Raw genomic sequence first — 18,152 nt, 5'->3', positions numbered from 1 at the left:
ATTTCGTGCCGGCCAGCGGAGAGGGAACCATGACCGACAATCATATTTCGGGCGGCCATATTTCGGGCGGCTCGCTCCTTGTTCAGCGCCGTGCGGCGCATTTCGCCAGTCACTGGATCGCGAATGGCGATCCTCGGTCCCGCTCGGCCCGGCGCCGCTTGATGGCGGTCCTGCGCATGGCGCATCGTGCGCTGGGCATGGGGCGCAAGCGCTTGGGGCTGGGAACGCTGAGCGTCGGCGGGGCGCTCGGGACAGCCGTGACGCTGGGCGCCTTCGCGATCGGCATGGCCGCGACGCCGGCTCAGGCGCAATATCAGGCCGGCGGCGGTTCGGCGACCGCTCCCGAGGCCATCGCGGTCGGAAACGGCTCAAACGCCAGCCTTAACTGGGCCATAGCGCTCGGCTTCCAGGCCCAATCGACGGCGCAATACGGCGTCGCCATTGGTCGCACCGCGTCGGCCACGGGCACCGGCGGCGCAGTGGCGATCGGCTCCGGTACGATTTCAAACAATATCAACACGGTAGCGATTGGCGTCGCCGCGGGTGCCACTGGTGCCGGGGCCAGCGCGCTGGGCACCAACGCCCAAGCTTCGGGAGGGAACTCCACCGCAGTCGGTGTCAGCGCCACGGCCAGCAACAACTATGCGTTCGCCGCTGGCTACGGATCCGTAGCAAGCGGGCTGCGCAGCACTGCGATTGGGCAGTTCGCAGGGGCGTCCGGGCTGGATGCTGTTGCACAAGGCACCAGCACCGTTGCGAACAGCCAAAATGCCGTCGCCGTCGGCTTCCAGTCGACCGCAACCGCGATAAACGCCGTCTATCTCGGCTCGCGCACCGCTGCCGGGACGGGAGCCTTGGCCCAGAGCGCCATTGCTATCGGTACGGACGTGACGGCGTCTCAGGTCGACACCACCGCAATCGGACGCCAAAGCAAGGCAACGGGAACGGGCGCCACGGCGATGGGTAAGAACGCCAGCGCCTGGGGCAACCAGTCCATTGCATTCGGTGTGGGCGCGCAGGCAGGCGTGCAGGCCGACACGGCCGTGCCCAACAGCATCGCCATCGGCACCAGCGCGCTTGCGAATAAGAACAACGCGATGGCGCTCGGCACGCTGGCCAATGCCACGGAGGACGGTGCCATCGCCATGGGCTCCTCTACCAACGCGACAGCCACGCAGGCCGTGGCGCTTGGCGTTTCCGTCAACGCCACTGGCGCCGGCGCCACCGTGGTGGGCAGCGCAGGCTCCACTGCGTCCGGCGCCTACTCCATTGTGGTAGGCGCCACCAGTACCGCGAGCGGAGCCAATTCCATCGCCATCGGCCCCTCGACCAACGCGACGGCGGCTAACACCATCGCCTTGGGCGCCAGCGCCAAGGCGGATTCCGCCGAAGCGGTCGCCATGGGCACCAATGCGGTGGCGACCGGCGGCAAAGCCGTCTCCATCGGCTCCGGCAACACCGCCTATGGCGACGGCGCGGTGTCGATCGGCGATCCGAGCTATGCCAGCGGCACCGGCGCCTTCACCGGCGGCGCCAACAACATCGCCAACAGCGACGGCACGGCGACCGCCACCGCGGCCAACATGGCCAACGGCGCCGTCGCGATCGGCAACAGCAACAAGGCGATCGGGCAAGGTTCCGTGGCGCTGGGCAACGGCTCGACGGCGGGCGCGGCCGGCCTCGCCGGAAATGTCGCGCTCGGCGATGGCGCGACGGCGGCGGCAAGCTCCGGCGACGTGGCGCTCGGCTCGGGCTCGGTGACCACCACGGCGGTCGGCACGGCCAGCGGGGTGGTCAACGGCACCACCTACGCCTTCCAGGGCACCAACCCGACCTCGACGGTCAGCATCGGCGCGGTCGGCGCGGAACGCACCATCACCAACCTGGCGGCTGGGCGGATCAGCGCGCTCTCGACCGACGCCATCAACGGCTCGCAGCTCTTCGCCACCAACCAGGCGGTCGATGCCATCGGCGCCGTCGTCAACAACATCAATGTCGGCGGCGGCATCAAGTATTTCCATGCCAACTCGACGCTGGCGGATTCGCAGGCGCTGGGAGCCGATTCCGTCGCTGTCGGCCCGAATGCGGTCGCCAACAATGCCGGCGATGTCGCGATCGGCCTGAATTCGACGTCGGGCGCCACGACCAATGTCGGCGGCACGACGATCGGCGGCGTCAACTATACCTTCGCCGGCGGCACGCCGGCGGGCGCCTTCTCGGTCGGCTCGGCCGGCGCCGAGCGCCAGATCCAGAACGTCGCGGCCGGACAGTTGAACGGCGGTTCGACCGATGCCGTCAACGGCTCGCAGCTCTTCGCCACCAACCAGCAGGTGACCCAGAACACGACCGACATTGCCAATATCGGCGCTGGCGTGACCAATCTCGGCAACACGATCAACAACATCACCGGCGACACGTCGACCGTCTTCACCGACGCCAATGGCGAAGGCATCCGCTATGCCCGCACCAACGAGTTCGGGCTGGCGCAGACCGATTCCTTCGCCCAAGGCGTCGGTTCCACGGCGGTCGGCTACAATGCGACCGCGACCGGCGTCAGCGCGCTGGCGCTCGGCCGCGACAGCAATGCCAGCATCGACGGCGGCGTGGCGCTCGGCTCGGGTTCGCTCTCCGATCGTCCGATCGCTCCGGCTACCGGGCAACTGCCCGCCGGCCCATCCAACTTCATCCAGTACAACACCACCGACAAGGCGCTGCTCGGCGCCGTTTCGGTCGGCAACGCCACCTCCTACCGGCAGATCACCAATGTCGCCGACGGCACGCAGGACCAGGACGCGGTGACGGTGCGCCAGCTCGCGGGCGCCATCGCCGCCGTGTCGGCCACCTCGACCAAGTATTTCCATGCCAATTCGGTGGCGGCCGACTCGCTGGCGGTCGGCGCGGAATCGGTCGCGGTCGGTCCGACCACGGTCGTCAACGGCGATAACGGCATCGGCATCGGTAACGGCGCCATCGTCGACCAGACGGCGCCCGGCGGAACCGCCATCGGCCAGAACGCCCATGTGATGCTGGCGGACGGCCTGGCCTTCGGCACCAATTCGCTCGCCTCCGGCATCCAGTCGGTGGCGCTCGGCGCCGGCGCGCAAAGCACCTTCATCAACAGCGTGGCGCTGGGCGCGCAGTCCATCACCTCGGTCGGCGCGCAGGCCGGCTACGCGGCCTTTGCCCTGACCGCTCCGCAGACCTCGGTGGGCGAGGTGTCGATCGGCGACGCCGGAGCTGAACGCAAGCTCACCAATGTCGCGGCCGGCTCGGCCGACACCGACGGCGTCAACGTCTCGCAGCTGCGCGGCGTGTCGCAAAACGTGACCAACCTGTTCGGCGGCACCACCACGCTCAACCCCGACGGCTCGATCACCGGGCCGACCTACACCGTCCAGGGCAACACCTACACGACCGTCTATGACGGGCTCACGGCGGTCGACAATGCCTTGACCACCATCAGCAATGGCGGCGGCATCAAGTACTTCCACGCCAATTCGTCGCTGGCCGACAGTATCGCCGGCGGCACCGACGCCGTGGCGATCGGACCCGAAAGCGTGGCGAGCGGCAACGACAGCCTGGCCGCCGGCCATGGCTCTACGGCTACCGGGGCGGGCGCGGTCGCGCTCGGCCAGGGCGCGCAGGCCAACAACGCCAACGATGTGGCGCTCGGCTCCGGCTCGGTGACGCAGAGCGCCGTCGGCACCTCCAGCACCGTCATCAACGGCAAGACCTATGCCTTTGCCGGCACGACGCCGACCGGAACAGTCAGCGTCGGCGATGCCGGCGCGGAGAGGACGATCACCAATGTCGCTGCCGGACGGATCGCCGCCGACAGCACCGACGCGATCAACGGTTCGCAGCTCTTCGCCTCCAACCAGGCGATCGAGGCCCTGCAAACGGGCGTCGGAAATCTCAACCAGAATGCGGTGACCTATGACACGCAGGGCGGCGCCAAGACGAACACCATCACGCTGCAAGGCGGCGACGTCAACGCGCCGGTCGTCATCTCCAATGTCGGACCCGGCGTCGCCGGCACCGACGCGGTCAATGTCAACCAGCTGACCAAGGGCCTGGACACCGCCATCAGCACATCCAACAGCTATACCGACAAGGTGGCGGCCACGACCCTGCAACAGGCCAACGACTATACCGACCAGAAACTCGGCCAGCTGAATTCGGACATCAGCGGCATCCGCGACGAAGCCCGGCAAGCGGCGGCAATCGGCCTCGCCGCCGCCTCGCTGCGCTACGACGACCGTCCCGGAAAGCTGAGCGTCGCGGCGGGCGGCGGCTTCTGGCGGGATGCCAGCGCCTTTGCCTTCGGCGCGGGCTACACCAGCGAGGACGGCCGCATCCGCGGCAATGTCTCGGGCACGGCGGCGGGCGGAAATGTCGGTGTCGGCGCCGGCCTGAGCTTCACGTTAAACTGAGGCGGGAATGAACGGGGCAACCAGCCGTCATGCCCGGCTTTTCCTCCTGACCTGCCTGGCGCTTGCCGGCGGCCTGTCCTTGGCCGCCGGGCCAGCCGCCGCGCAAGCGACCGCGCCCTACAGGATCAAGCCATCCGACGTGGCGGTGCCGCCGGATGTGAAGCTGGGCCAATACCAGCGCACCATCCGGCCCTTCGAGAACTGGACGCTGATCTGCGACGAGAACCTCAAGGCGCGCAAGAAGGTCTGCAATGTCTCGCAGGTGATCGAGGACGGGGCCGGCAGGATGGCCTTCAGCTGGTCGCTCGCGGCCACGCAGGACGGCAAGCCCTACATGATCCTGCGCACCGCGCCGAACGCCAAAAGCGACGGCCTGGTGTCGCTGAAGTTCGACGGGCGCGACCCGATCGACGTCCACTTGAACGGCTGCAACGAAGTGGTCTGCGTCGGCATGCTGCCGGTGGGGCCCGTCATGCGCCAGCAGATAGTGCAGAAAGCGACGCCGGCCATCTCCTACCCGACCGTCGACGGCCAGACGATTACCGTGACCGCAACGCTCAAGGGGCTGTCCGAGGCCCTTGCGCCAATCAAATAACCGAGGCAGCACCGTGAGCCAGCAAGACCCGTTCATCTCCCCAGCGCGCGGCCCGAGCGTGGAGCCGGACCGCAAGAGGATCGTCGAGCCCGATCGCAAGAGGGGCGCCGAGCCGCAGCGGCGGTGGCCGCGCGTCCTAGCCTTCTCGCTGCTGGGGCTGGCCATGATCGGCATCGGCTTCGCTGCCGCCAACTATGCCGCGATCGCCGGTCTCGTCGGCACCCCGACGGCCGCACAGGCCGGGATCGCGCCGCCCGCATTGCCGGACTCGCCCTTCCTCGAACATGTCAAACAGGCCGGGGTGCAGGCCTGCTCGACGATCTTTCCTGTGCTCGGACAGGTGCTGACGACGGGTTCTAAATACAGCGTCAAATCCTTGTGGAACGACCAGGCCGCCGACAAGCACGCCGTGCAGGCCCTCGTCGGCATGGATTATGCGACGGAAAAATACAGCGGACCGGCCGCCGGCGTGGTTTTCGCATCGCCCACCGCTTCCGGCTGCGAAGGCGCGATGGTGCGGGTGGCGCCGTTCGCCAGCCCGTGTTCGGAGATCCCGTCCGTTCTTCCGCAAGGCAGCAAGATCACCGACCATCTCGGCCAGGTCGAAGTGTACGAGCTGGGCGGCAATTCGGGCGAAGCGCTTCTGCTGCCGACCGGCAATAGCTGCGTGGTGATTTCCATCGCGTCGGCGTCGAAGTGAGACAACGGGATAGGCGAATGGGCGAGGGCTCCTGGAAAGGATTGCAGACCATGAAATCGCGACGTCTGGCAGTTTTGTGCATGGCCCTGCTGTGGAGCGGGCAGGTTGTCTCGGCCGACCTTGTGGCGCCGCCGGAGCCGGAGCCGGAGCCGAAGGAGGAAAAGGGCATCTGGGGGGCGATCGCCTATTCCAGCATCGATACCAAGCACGGCTTCTTCTGGGGCGCCGACAAGCGCCAGGAGGCGAAGGACGCCGCGATGAAATATTGCGAGAACGCCGGTGGCAAGGGCTGCACTGTTGTCACGGTGTTCCGCAATCATCGCCATTGGACAGACGACGACGAGACGGGCTTTCCCTACAAGCACTGCGGCGCCCTGGCCGTGGCTAAGGAGAAGCAGAGCGACCGGCTGACGCCCTGGGGCGCCAACTCCGCCGAGACCCGCAAGGACGCGGAAGATCTCGCTCTGCATGCCTGCGAGGCGGCGGGAACCGAATGCAAGATCCGCGAGTGGGTCTGTACCTGAAGCGCACCGCGCCCGACGGCTTCATACGACGCGCTTTGGAATTGCTTTTGCACCCTGCGTGAGGCAGATGACCATGCTCGCGGCCCCGAAAATCCCATCCGGTTTTCGGGTCACGCGCGTGAACCCGAAAGAGAAGGTCGCCATCGTTGTTTGACAGATTTGTTCTTCTGAAGGCGGCCGCAATCTGCGCGGCGGCGCTGCCCGCATCGAGTGCCTGTGCGCAACAGCAGCAGGCGGCCACGCTTCCAAACGGCGCGTCGTCGCTCCAGGAGACCTATCAGGACTGGAGCCTGGCCTGCACCATCCAGGACAATGCACGCGCCTGCTCGGTTTCGCAGGACCAGACGCAGAAGAACGGCCAGAGGCTGCTGGCGGTGGAGTTGCGGGCGGGGCCGAAGGGTGGATTGACCGGAACCCTGCTTCTGCCGTTCGGTATCCTGTTCGACCCAGGCGTGACGATCCAGATCGACGACCAGCCGCCCCTCGGCCAGTTGCGGTTCCGCACCTGCCTGCCGAACGGATGCGTGGCGCAGTTTCCGATCGATCGGGCGCTGGCGCAGAAGCTGAAGGCGGGCGGCGTATTGACGCTCAACGTCATCACCGACGCCGAGACCAAGCTCAACTTCCCCGTCTCCCTGAAAGGCCTCGGCGCCGCCCTCGACCGCGTCGCGGCGCTGAGCGGGCGCTGAGGAGGGGCGAAGTCGGCTTTAGTCCAGCTCGCGCGGCCTTTGGGCCGCAGCGCCGGAGCCCCACAAGGCGCGCCTGAGCAGGTTCCGTCCGCCCTTGCGCGGGACAAGATTGATATCGCTGACAAGCTTTGCGCCGCCCTCGCGCCGCTCCAATGTGATCTTGCGGCTGTGGAAGGCTTCCAGCTCGGCGCGATGCGCGACGCTTATGATGGTCACCTTCGGTAATTCATGGATGACCGTCTCCATCATCTTGTCCTGGCTCTTCTCATCGAGCGCAGACGTCGCTTCGTCCAGAACGACGATATCGGGATGATGCAGCAGGAGGCGCGCGAAGGCGAGCCGCTGCTTTTCGCCACCCGACAGGGTCTGGTCCCAGGGCGCGTCTTCCTCGATCCGGTCCTTGAGATAATCGAGCCCCACCTTGTCGAGGGCGGCGTTGATCTTCTCCAGCGTCCAGTTGTCGGCGGCGGCCGGATAGGCGACCGCGCGGCGCAGCGTTCCGGAGGGGATGTAGGGACGTTGCGGCAACATGAACAGCCGCCTGCCGGGGTGGAAGTCGACGCTGCCGCCACCCCACGGCCAAAGGCCTGCGACGGCCCGCACCAGCGTGCTCTTGCCCGAACCGGATTCGCCGGCCACCAGCACCCGCTCGCCAGGCTCGATCTCGACCTCGGTTTCCTTGACCACGCCGGTGCCGTCGTCGAGCGACACCGAGAGATTGTCCAGGCTGAGCATCGCACCGTCTTCGGTTTCGCCGTGCCTGATGCGGCCCAGCGCGTCGCTGCGTTCGGCGCGCTCCAGCCCGTCAAGCGACATCATCAGCGAGGCAATACGCCGTGCCGAGGCGTTCCAGTCGGCGAGGCGGGGATAGTTGTCGACCAGCCATCCGAACGCGGCCTGCACGATGGCGAAGGCTGAGGCAGCCTGCATGATCTGTCCAAGTGTCATGCTGCCTTCGAGAAATTTTGGCGCGCAAAGCAAGATCGGTACGACCGGTGCAAACAGGCTCGACCCCTGCGACACCAGCGCCGTGCGCATGTGCTGGCCTGTCAGCAGCGCCCATTGCCGGAGCACCGTGCCGAACGTCTTGTCGATGCCGCTGCGCTCCTCCTCCTCGCCGCCGAGCAAGGCGATGCTCTCGCCGTTTTCGCGCACGCGCGTCAGCGTGTAGCGGAAATCGGCTTCCGCCTGGTTCTTCTGCTCGGAGAGCCGCACGAAATGGCGGCCGATGACCACCATCGAAGTGGAGGTGATGGCGGCGTAGATCACCGCGGTCACGACCAGGAAGCCGGGAATGGTGACGCTCCAGCTTCCGATCGGCAAAGTCAGCGCCCCGCCGATCGTCCACAGCACCACGATGAAAGTGGAGGCCGACAAAAACGCGTTGATCACGCCGGAGATGAAATCGACGGGCGATTCCGTGGCGATCCGCAAATCCTCCGCGATGCGTGCCTCGGGGTTCGTGTGGTCGCCGCCCACGAGGTTCAGCTGATAGTAGCGGCCGCTTGCGAGCCAGCGCGCGATGATGGCGGTGGTCGACCAGGAACGCCAGCGGCGCTGGATCGTCATGCGAAGGTAGACTTGCGCGACGACAAGGCTTGCGCTTCCAACCACCAGCGGCGGGAACACGGCGCTGAGCACATAGACGGTGTGGGCGTTGCGCTGCTCGATGGCGTCGAAGATCGAGCGGTTCCAGATGTTGATCCCATACTGGAAGCCGACATTGATGCATATCAGCATCAACAGCCCGAGCGTGAACGGCCAGGCCAGCTTGTCGCCGCGCGTGCTCCAGTAGCCGCGCGCGCTGATCCAGAAGCGCCTCAGCAGGTATCGCTTGCGCGCCTGCTCGGCCTCCTGCGGCGTCAGCTCCGGACCGGGTTCGATGGCCCCGGGCGGTGGCGCAGCCTCGCCCACGACCTCGGACGCAACTTCGACTGTCGAGGCCTTCTCCTGGTGCGACTTCTCTGCCTTGCGCCGCCTGGCGCCGTCGACCGTTTTCGGCATGAGTTCAGCCTCGGATGTAACGGCGACAACGGCCTAAAAATCAAAAAGTTTCACCAGGCCCGCTCCAGACGGCGCCATGGGTCTCCCCGTGCTCCCCTGCTCGACCCGCGATGCCGCCAGCCGCCGCTGGACAATTCGCCAGCCGGCGGGCCCGTTTAGCGACGGTCTCCTCGCAGCCGGAACGAGACCGTGTGCTTGGAACCAATGATGGGCGAGACTGTTTAGCCATGAACTTCGATGCGACGCCGACGTCCCGGCCCGGTCGGGTGAGCAGCGACCTTGAGGAGCCCCTTGTCATGAAGATTTCGTCCAGATTTCGTTCAGTCGCCATCGCCGTGATCACTGCCGCGGGCGTTGGCTTTGCCAGTGTCGCGCACGCCGACACCGGAACGATCCGCTTCTCCATCTACAAGGCGGCCTTCTTCATCGGCGGCGCCGGAGGCGAGGGCACGCTGACCTTCCATGGCCGCCGGTATCCGATCTCGGTCGGCGGCATTTCGGGCGGCCTCGCCTTCGGTGCCTCCAAGACCTATTTCCGGGGCACCGTGCGCCATATCAAGCGCGCCCGGGACGTGACGGGTGTGTACGGCGCGGCGGGCGGCGGCGGCGCGCTCGGCAAGGGCGCCCAGGTGATCGTCATGACCAACGACAAGGGCGCCCAGCTCGAGCTCACGGGCAGGCAGGTAGGGCTGCAAGTCAACGCCGATCTCAGCGGCATGAGCATCACGGTGAAGTGAGGGCGGTCACTGCGTCGGTGTTTCGAGGGATGAGCCGGCGGCCCCTCCCTACCGCTCCTCCACGATCCGCAGATAGGCCGCCGTCACGAACAGCACGATCAGGCCGAACAGGATCCTTCTTGCCCCCTCCGGCATCTGCAAAATCGTCAGCAGCGTCGTCAGCACGGTCAGGATCAAGGCACCGATGATGGTGCCGGTATAGCCGCCGCGGCCGCCGAAGATGGAGGTGCCGCCGATGACGGCGGCGGCCACGGAGGGCAGCACCAGCGGTTCGGCGAGGGACAGGGAAGGGGCCTTGATCAAGCCGATATAGAGCAAGCCGGTGATGCCGGCGAGCAGGCTGGATAGGACGTAGAGCGCGGTGATGACCTGCCAGTAGCGCACGCCGGAAAGGCGGGTCGCGCGCTCATTGTCGCCGACGGCGTAGAGCAGGCGGCCGAAACCGGTGCGGTTGAGGCCGAAGACGATCAGCACCGCGACGGGGACGAACAGAAGCAGCGCGTTGGGAAACCCTGCGGTCACGCCGGTGCCGAGCCAGGCGAGGAAATCGGGGATCTTGGCGCCCGAGGCGATCACCGTGCGTTGATAGACCTGCAGGAAGCCGGTGCCGATCAGGCTGGTGCCCAGCGTCATGATCAGCGGATGGACGCGGAAGACGCCGACGCCGATGCCGTTGACGAGGCCGATCAGCACCGCCGGCATCATCGCCAGGAGGAAGGCCACGGCTGGGTCCTGGTTGACGGCTTGCGTAGCCATGATGAAGGCGCTCATCGTCGCCACCGTGCCGACAGAGAGATCGATGCCGCCGGTCAGCATGGTCATGGTCTGGCAGCCGGCAAGGATCGCCAAGGGAATGGCGAATTTGATGGTGTTGGCGATCCAGCGCTCGTTGACGATGCCGGGGCGCAGGATCTGCAAAATCACAACCAGGATGACCAGCAGGATGACCAGCGGAATCAGCGGCCGGTCGGCCATGAAGCGTTTGACACGGCGGCCGAAGGGGACGGGTTGGGGCGTGATTGCTGACGTGCTCATGGGGTGGCTCTTGTCTGCAAATGTAGCGCCCTACGGCGGCCCCCTCTGTCCTGCCGGACATCTCCCCCTCTAGGGGGGAGATCGGATGGGGTGACGGCTTTCGCAAATTGTCGGCGTTGCAAGAATGAGCGAGACGCCGAAGCTGCCAATCTCCCCCTTTGAGGGGGAGATGTCCGGCAGGACAGAGGGGGGCGCCGTAGAGCGCTATGCGCCAATTCATTCTCCCTCATCATTGCCGACCCCGCATCGTAATGAAAGCCCCGAACATCACCACGGCGACCATGATCAGGCCCTCGATGATGGCGGTGACGTTGGGGTCGATGGCAAGCAGGGTGAGGTCGGTGCGCACCAGGCGCAGCACGAAGACGGCGACGATGGGGCCGAGCAGGCCGCCCTTGCCGCCGCCCAGCGCCACGCCGCCCAGCACCACGGCCGCGACGCTGGCGAGCAGATAGGGGCCGGGAATAGGAGCGCCGATGCCGGTGCTCATGGTCAGCGCCAGGCCGCCCATGGCCGCGAACAGGCCCGACAACGCATAGGCGATGATGCGGGTGCGCTTGACCGGCACGCCGCTGCGGAACGCCGCCAGCTCGCTCGAGCCGATGGCGTAGATGGACAGGCCGAGGCGCGAGCGCCTCAGCGGTATCCAGACGATGCAGAGGCAGATGATCAGCACCAGCAGAGCCTTCGGCAGCCAGGCGTCGATGTTCTGCGGCAGGCCGGGTATCGGGACCGTGCCTGAAATCATCGCCTTCAGCCATTCGGCGGCGGCGCCGCCCGGCGCGCCGAGCACCAGAAGAGCCGCCCCTTGCAACACGAACAGCATGGCGAGCGTCACCACGATGTCGGGGACACGGGTGGCGACAATGAGCAGGCCGTTGAGCGCGCCGAGCACAAAACCCATGGCCAGTACGAAAGGCACCACGAACAGCGCGTATTCTTCCGAGGCGCCGGCCATCATCGAGGCGGCGGTGACGCTGGTCAGCGCCATCATGGCGGCGACCGACAGGTCGATGCCGCCGGCGATGACGACGACGGTCTGCGCGGCCACGGCAAAGGCGTAGGGCAAGACGGCCCGCGCGAGCGAGCCGAAATCGCCGCTGCCATAGCCGGGCTGGATCAGCTTGGTGACGACGAACAGCACGACGAGGAGGGCGAACAGGCCGGCGACCCAGCCCTGGCGGCGCAGGAGATGGCTCATGGCGTCACCTCCGGTGCATCCGGGGTATTTGCTGTGGGGTCCGCCAAAATGCCGACATCGGCCTTGGCGCCGCGCGGCAGGCCGTAGGCGGCGCGCATCAGTGCCGGCTCGTCCGCCTCCTCGACCGGGAAGATATCGACGACGCGGCCGCCGAAGATGACGATGACGCGATCGCAGACGCGCTGCACCTCTTCGAGTTCCGAGGTGTAGAACAGCACCGACTTGCCGTGGCCGGCGAGCTCGCGCAGCAATTTGTAGATCTCCTGTTTGGTGCCGACATCGATGCCGCGCGTCGGGTCGAAGCACAGGATGGTGCGGGCGTCCGCCGCGATCCAGCGTGCGATGGTCACCTTCTGCTGGTTGCCGCCGGACAGGCGCTGCACCTCGCCTTGCGCGCGGGTGTCGATCTGGAGGCGCGCGATGGCGCTCGCCACCGTGGCGCGCTCCTTGCGCATGGCGATCGGCCCCCAGTTGCGCAAGGCGGCGCTGAAGGGCAGCGCGATGTTCTCGCGCACCGAGCGCTGCATGGCGAGGGCCTCGGAGCGGTCGCCCGGCACATAGGCGATGCCGGCGCGGATGGCGTCGATCGGATGGGTGAATTTCGCCGGCTGGGCGTCGACCTCGATCGTGCCGCCGGACGGTTTGATCGAGCCGGCAAGGGCGGCGAACAATTCATCCTGGCCCTGGCCTTCGAGCGCGACGACGCCGGCGACCTCGCCGTCGGCGAGCTCGAAGGAGACGTCGTTGAGCTTGGTGCCGACGCGCAGATTGCGCACGGCGAGACGCCGGCGGGCAGGGGCCGACGTGGCGGCCTGGCCGGCGGCGCGGGCGGTCACCTTGGTCTTCTCGATGCGGGCGCCGAGCATCAGCTCGACGATCTTTTCCTCCACGCCGGGCTCGATGTCGAGAACGCCGACGGTCGCACCGTCGCGCAGCACGGTGGCGCGGTCGCAGAGCGCCGAGATCTCGACGAAGCGGTGCGAGATGAAGATCACGGCGCGGCCGCTGTCGCCCTGGCGACGCACGACTTCCAGCACTTTTTCAGCGAGGTTGGCGGGGAGCGCCGCGGTCATCTCGTCGAGCAGCAGCACGTCGGGCTCGACGGCGAGCGCCCGCGCCAGGTCGAGCACGCGCAGCACCGCCAGCGGAATGTCGCGCGCGGTGTCGCGCAGGTCGAGGTCGGGAATGCCAAGTTCGCGCACCCAGGCGCGGAACGGCTCGACGGGCGTGCCGGTCAGCCGCAGATTGGACAGTATGTCGAGATCGGGGATCAGCGACGGTTCCTGGTAGACGGGCAAAAGGCCAGCGCGACGCGCGGCGGCGGGCGAGCGTATGTCGCGCGCCTCGCCACGGATCAGCACGCGCCCGGCCGAGGCAGGAACCGCGCCGGTCAGGATCTTCACCAGCGTCGACTTGCCGGCGCCATTGGCGCCCATCAGGGCATGCACCTCACCCGGCAGCACGGACAGCGACGCGTCGCGCAGCGCGGCAACCGCACCGTAATTCTTGGCGACGCCGGAGGCGTCGAGGAGGGGACTGGTGGTCAAATTGCTGTCCGTATCAGAAACTCAATTGCTGGCGCTCTACGGCGCCCCCCTCTGTCCTGCCGGACATCTCCCCCACAAGGGGGGATTGGCCGTAACTTCGGCTTTCGCCAATTTTCAACGTGGCAAGACGAGAGCCGGCGCCGAAACTGCCAATCTCCCCCCAAATGGGGGAGATGTCCGGCAGGGCAGAGGGGGGCGCCGTAGAGCGCTAACCTATCAAACCTTTGGTTGGCGGGGACGGCAAACGCCATCCTCGCTAGCCAGTCAAAATAGCCCTTACTCCCCCGGCCCCTTGCACGCTACGATCTGGTCCTTGGTGTAGGTCGTCCAGTCCGGGATCGAGATCGAGACCGGCCATTCCGGGCTGAGCGACGGATCGGCGGCGGCCTTCAGCTTGGCCTTGCCTTCCTCGGTGGCGTTTTCCCAGAGCTGCGGCTCGACCAGAACGGTCTGCTGCGCCGGCTTCTTGCCGTCGAGGATCTGGAGCGCGAGCGTCACGCCGGCGCCGCCGATCGAGCCGGGATTGGTCACGGCGGCCCCGACCAGGTCCTTGACCGAATTCAGCTGGCCGACGAAGCCGGCATTGTCGGCGCCGACCACGGGCACCATCGGCGCCTGCGATTCCACCAGCGCGTCGACGATGACGTTGTCGATGCCCGAGGTCCACACGCCGTTGAACGGTGTGCCGGTGGCGAGGAAGGACAGCATCTGCTGCTTGGCCTGGTCCTGCTGCCAGCCGGTGAACACTTCCTGCGCGACCTTCACGTCGGGGAATTCGGCCAGCGCCTTCTTGAAGCCCTTGTCGCGATCCGAGTCGGCGGAGGCGCCGGCGGCGCCGCGCATGTAAAACACCTCACCCTTGCCGCCCATCTGCTGGAACAGCCATTTGGCGCCGAGATAGGCATATTGTTCCTGGTTGTTGGAGATGATGTAGGCCGAGGGTTCGGTGACCGCCTGGTCGACGGCGACGACAACGATGCCGGCCTTGGTGGCTTCCTCCAGCCCCGCCTTGATGCCGGCGGGATCAGCCGGATTGACGACGATGGCGTCGACCTTGGCGCTGATCAGGTTGCGGATGTCCTCGAGCTGCCCGGCGGCGTCGGTATTGCGGTGGGCGATGTTGAGCTTGGTCACTTCGCCGGAGGCCAGCGCCTGCGCCTTCATGGCGCAGACCATCTCCTCGCGCCAGCCATTGCCCTGCACGGTGTTGGAGATGCCGATCGTGTATTTGCCCTCGGCGGACGAGGCGCCCATCGAGGCCAGCAAGGCAGCGCCGGCAAGGAGCGGCACCATGGTCAGGTATTTCTTCATTTCAGATTTCCTCCACTTTGATTTTCGTTTCGATTCCAAGTCGTTACACCGGGCCGCGCAGAAAGAGATTCAGGCGGCGCCTCGATGTTGTTTTTGCGCCTTCATTTGACGAAGGGACGCAGCACGTCGCGGGCAAGCAGGAAACCGCGCTTGACCTTATCGTCGCTGCCCTCGAACCACCGGTCCTCGTGCTCGATGATGATCGGGCCGTCGTAGCCGGCACGATAGAGGCCGGAGAAGAAGCCGTTCCAGCTGACATCGCCCAGCCCCGGCATGCGCGGCACCTGCCAGCCTATGCCAGACGAAAGGATTCCGCGCTCGTACAAACCATCATGATCAATCATCAGGTCCTTGGCATGGACATGCAGCATGTAGGGGCCGAATTCCCTGATGAAGCGGGCCTGGTCGATCATCTGCCAGACCAGGTGCGAAGGATCGAAATTCATCCCGACATCGCCGCCCCAGGTTTCGAGGATGCGGCGCCAGACCAGCGGCGAATAGGCGATGTTGTGGCCGCCCGGCCATTCGTCATAGCTGAAGATCATCGGGCAGTTCTCGAAAGCGAGCTTGACGCCGTGATCGCGCGCATGGGCGACGATATCGGGCCAGATTTCGAGCGCGTGCTGCCAGTTGACGTCGACGGTCTTCGAGGCATCGCCGCCGCAGAAGGTGTTGACCAGGGGCACGCCCATATTCGCGGCCAGCACGATCACCTGCTTCAGATGGTCGATCACCGTCTTGCGGTGGGCGGCATCGGGATGCAGCGGGTTGGGATAGTAGCCGAGACCGGAAATGGTCAGCCCCTTGCCGGCAAGGTTTGCCGCGATGTCCCTGGCCTGCGCCGGCGAGGTCGCGGCGGTGTCGATGTGGCTGGTACCGGCATAGCGGCGGCTGGCGCCCGAGGCTTTCGGCCAGCAGGCGATTTCCAGCGCCTCGAAGCCGGCCGAGCTTGCCCAGTCGGCGACCGCGTCGAGCGGCGTCTCCGCGAACGGTGCGGTGAGCAGTCCAAGCCTCATAGTGCCTCCCCCGGTCGTGAATTCACGACCGATTCCTACTATGCAGATCGTGCCGGTTGCTTCAACCGCTCATCTGCCGGTTGCGCGCATGCATGCCTGACGGTTGCCATCGGATCGTCCGACAACAGCCCGTCGAGCGCCGATGTGACGGCCTTGCGGAACATGTCGTTGGCGGCGAGGGCGGGATCGAAGATGGCGTCGATCGCCAGGATGCCCGCGGCCAGCGCCGGGATGTCGCGTCCGCTTGCCTCCGCTAAGCCAGCGACCTTGCCGGCATAGGGGTCCGACACCGGCCAGCGCCGGCCGAACCGGGGCGAAGCCTGGATCAGATAGGCCATCCAGCCGGCGACGGATACCGACAGCAGCGCAATGCTTTTTTCCTCGCCCAGCCGATCGCGGATCGGGTTGAGCAGGCGCTGCACGATCTTCTGCGAGCCGTCGGTGGCGATCTGGTGGTTGCGGTGGCGGATCGCGGTATTCTGCAGACGGCCAAGGCTCTGCTCGACATAGGCTGATGGGTCCATGCCGGGCACCGGCTTCAACGTTGGCAGAGTCTCCTCGACGAGCATGCGGCGCACGAAGGCCGACAGCAGCGGGTCCGCCATCGCATCGAAAGTGTGTTCGAGGCCGGCCAGCACGCCGAGATAACTGAGTGTCGTCTGAGCGCCGTTCAGCACACGCATCTTGAGATGCTCGAACGGCGTGACGTCGTCGACGAAGGTTGCCCCCACCAGGTCCCAGCGCGGCACGCGGCCGGCGAATTTCTGCTCGATCACCCATTGCCGGAACGGCTCGCCGGCAACGACGGCTCCATCGCGGTAGCCGAAAAGCTGCTCCACACCGTCGAGATCGGCCTGCGTGCTCGCCGGCACGATGCGGTCGACCATGGCGCTGGGGAAGGCGGCATTGGCCGCGATCCAGCCGGCAAGGCCGTTGCCGCGCCGTTCGGCAAAAGTCCGCACGACATTTTCCAGGATGGTGCCGTTCGCCGGGATGTTGTCGCACGAGAGCAGCGTCAGCGGCCGGCCGTGCGTGGCCATGCGTTGCTCCAGCGCCCGCGCCAGAATGCCGGGCACGCTGCGCGGCGTCAGCGGGTTTGCGAGATCGTGGACGATGTCGAGATGGTCGAGGTCGAGCGCGCCGCTGGCCGGAATATGGCAATAGCCCTTTTCGGTAACGGTCAGCGTCACGAATTCGATGTCCGGGGAGGAGAGCACTTCGAGCGCGGGCATAGCGCTCGCCTGGCTATCGACAACGCGCACGATGCTGCCGATGACGCGGGCCTCGACATGGGAATCCTGGCGGATGAGCCTGGTGTAGAGCCCGTCCTGAGGGCCGAGCGTATCGGCGAGCGCCGGCGGACGGATGTTGATGCCGACCACGCCCCAGCGGCCGAAGCTCCGCGCCAGGAGGTCGTCGGTGTATTCGGCCTGGTGGCAGCGGTGGAAGGCACCGACGCCGAGATGCGCCATGCCTGCCTGGAGCAAGGCACGGTCATAGCCGGGCCTTTGCACCGTCGCCGGCAGGCGGCCGAGCAAGGCCGGACCGAGCGTCTCGGGCGCGGCTGTGCTCACCGGTTGGCTCCGATCACCCACTGTTCCTGGTCGATCAGCGAGCCGGTCATCGGTCCCGCGGCGTCGGAGAGAAGGAAGACGGCGAGCCTGGCCACGTCCTCCGCCGAGAACAGCCGGCCGAAGGGCTGCGCGGCGTTGGCGGCATCGAGCCAGCCGGCGCCGTGGCCGAGCGTCTCGGCCTGCATGACGCGCTCGGCGGGCGTATCGGTCCAGCCGACATTGATGCCGTTGACGCGGATGCGGTCGAAGCGGTGGGCGTTGGCTGCGTTCCTGGTCAGCGTCGCCAGCGCGCCCTTGGTGGCGGAATAGACGGCGAGCTCGGGCGAGCCGCAATGGGCATTGATCGACAGGATGTTGACGATCGCGCCGCCCTGGCCCCGCTTCCGCATGTCGGCAATCGCCGCCTGCATGAGGAAGAAAGGGGCGCGGGCATTGACGGCGAACAGCGAGGCCCAGTCGTCGGGGGTCGCATCGAGGAAGGAGGCCCGGTCGGTCAGGCCGGCGGCATTGACGAGACCGTCGATACGGCCGAAGCGGTCGATGCAGGCTTGCGCCAGGAGGGCAGGGGCTGCCGGGTCAGAAAGCTCGGCGGCGATGAAGTGTGCCGGCGTGCCCGCTTGCGAGAGCTCCGCAGCAACGGCCTCGCCGCGCGTCCCGTCGCGGCCGGTGACCAGCAGGCCGCCGGGGCCGGCACGCGCCAAGGTTTCGGCGACTGCCCGGCCGATGCCTTGCGTCGCGCCGGTGACCAGCACCATCTTGCCGTCGAGCTGAAGCTCCATTCCTCCT

At 66.7% G+C, this 18,152-nt stretch carries 14 protein-coding genes; 6 read left to right on the top strand and 8 right to left on the bottom strand.

From position 1 onward, the window contains the following. The first annotated feature begins 29 nt into the window (after positions 1-29). From FJ428_RS05090 to FJ428_RS05070, 5 genes are all read left to right on the top strand, one after another. On the top strand, positions 30-4,433 hold the full coding sequence (locus tag FJ428_RS05090; RefSeq protein ID WP_140879030.1) for a YadA-like family protein: 4,404 nt from the start codon (positions 30-32) through the stop codon (positions 4,431-4,433). A 7-nt stretch (positions 4,434-4,440) separates the two neighbouring features. After that, positions 4,441-5,028 carry an invasion associated locus B family protein gene (locus FJ428_RS05085; protein ID WP_140500091.1) on the top strand — a complete coding sequence of 196 codons (588 nt, stop codon included), beginning with the start codon at positions 4,441-4,443 and terminating at the stop codon, positions 5,026-5,028. 13 nt (positions 5,029-5,041) lie between these two features. Then, positions 5,042-5,728, top strand: coding sequence for a hypothetical protein (locus tag FJ428_RS05080; protein WP_140759751.1), 687 nt, complete (start codon positions 5,042-5,044; stop codon positions 5,726-5,728). A gap of 50 nt (positions 5,729-5,778) precedes the next feature. Continuing rightward, a complete protein-coding gene (locus FJ428_RS05075) occupies positions 5,779-6,252 on the top strand; it encodes a DUF4189 domain-containing protein (RefSeq protein ID WP_140879029.1) in 474 nt (157 codons plus the stop codon). Between the two features lie 182 nt (positions 6,253-6,434). Continuing rightward, positions 6,435-6,941 carry an invasion associated locus B family protein gene (locus tag FJ428_RS05070; RefSeq protein ID WP_224519123.1) on the top strand — a complete coding sequence of 169 codons (507 nt, stop codon included), beginning with the start codon at positions 6,435-6,437 and terminating at the stop codon, positions 6,939-6,941. 18 nt (positions 6,942-6,959) lie between these two features. On the opposite strand, the gene FJ428_RS05065 is transcribed toward FJ428_RS05070, so the two are convergent. Further along, complete coding sequence (locus FJ428_RS05065; RefSeq protein ID WP_140630638.1) at positions 6,960-8,945, bottom strand: ABC transporter ATP-binding protein/permease; 1,986 nt, start codon at positions 8,943-8,945, stop codon at positions 6,960-6,962. A gap of 296 nt (positions 8,946-9,241) precedes the next feature. Between FJ428_RS05065 and FJ428_RS05060 the strand changes: the two genes are divergently transcribed. Beyond that, the gene (locus tag FJ428_RS05060) at positions 9,242-9,682 is read left to right on the top strand and encodes a hypothetical protein (protein WP_140500175.1); all 441 of its coding nucleotides are present in this window, start codon (positions 9,242-9,244) and stop codon (positions 9,680-9,682) included. 48 nt (positions 9,683-9,730) lie between these two features. On the opposite strand, the gene FJ428_RS05055 is transcribed toward FJ428_RS05060, so the two are convergent. The 7 genes from FJ428_RS05055 to FJ428_RS05025 form a co-directional block, all read right to left on the bottom strand. Next, on the bottom strand, positions 9,731-10,717 hold the full coding sequence (locus FJ428_RS05055; RefSeq protein ID WP_140516049.1) for an ABC transporter permease: 987 nt from the start codon (positions 10,715-10,717) through the stop codon (positions 9,731-9,733). A 229-nt stretch (positions 10,718-10,946) separates the two neighbouring features. Then, positions 10,947-11,918, bottom strand: a complete 972-nt coding sequence (locus FJ428_RS05050) for an ABC transporter permease (protein WP_140561105.1) — start codon at positions 11,916-11,918, stop codon at positions 10,947-10,949. Beyond that, positions 11,915-13,465 (bottom strand): sugar ABC transporter ATP-binding protein, encoded by a 1,551-nt coding sequence (locus tag FJ428_RS05045; protein ID WP_140630641.1) that lies wholly within the window; start codon positions 13,463-13,465, stop codon positions 11,915-11,917. Before FJ428_RS05045 ends, FJ428_RS05050 begins: the two co-directional genes overlap by 4 nt. 276 nt (positions 13,466-13,741) lie before the next feature. Then, complete coding sequence (locus FJ428_RS05040) at positions 13,742-14,776, bottom strand: ABC transporter substrate-binding protein (RefSeq protein ID WP_140582418.1); 1,035 nt, start codon at positions 14,774-14,776, stop codon at positions 13,742-13,744. Between the two features lie 101 nt (positions 14,777-14,877). After that, a complete protein-coding gene (locus FJ428_RS05035) occupies positions 14,878-15,792 on the bottom strand; it encodes a sugar phosphate isomerase/epimerase (RefSeq protein WP_140879028.1) in 915 nt (304 codons plus the stop codon). Positions 15,793-15,830: 38 nt separating this feature from the next. Further along, positions 15,831-17,366: a mannitol dehydrogenase family protein gene (locus FJ428_RS05030; RefSeq protein WP_140879027.1), complete on the bottom strand. Its 1,536-nt coding sequence runs from the start codon at positions 17,364-17,366 to the stop codon at positions 15,831-15,833. Beyond that, positions 17,363-18,145, bottom strand: a complete 783-nt coding sequence (locus FJ428_RS05025; protein WP_140879026.1) for an SDR family oxidoreductase — start codon at positions 18,143-18,145, stop codon at positions 17,363-17,365. The genes FJ428_RS05030 and FJ428_RS05025 overlap by 4 nt, the downstream gene beginning before the upstream one ends. Between the last annotated feature and the right edge of the window lie 7 nt (positions 18,146-18,152).

This window comes from Mesorhizobium sp. B2-8-1 (assembly GCF_006440955.1).
Classification (GTDB): domain Bacteria; phylum Pseudomonadota; class Alphaproteobacteria; order Rhizobiales; family Rhizobiaceae; genus Mesorhizobium.
Note: the sequence above shows the minus strand (reverse complement) of the source record. Positions and strands in the feature narration are given on the sequence as shown.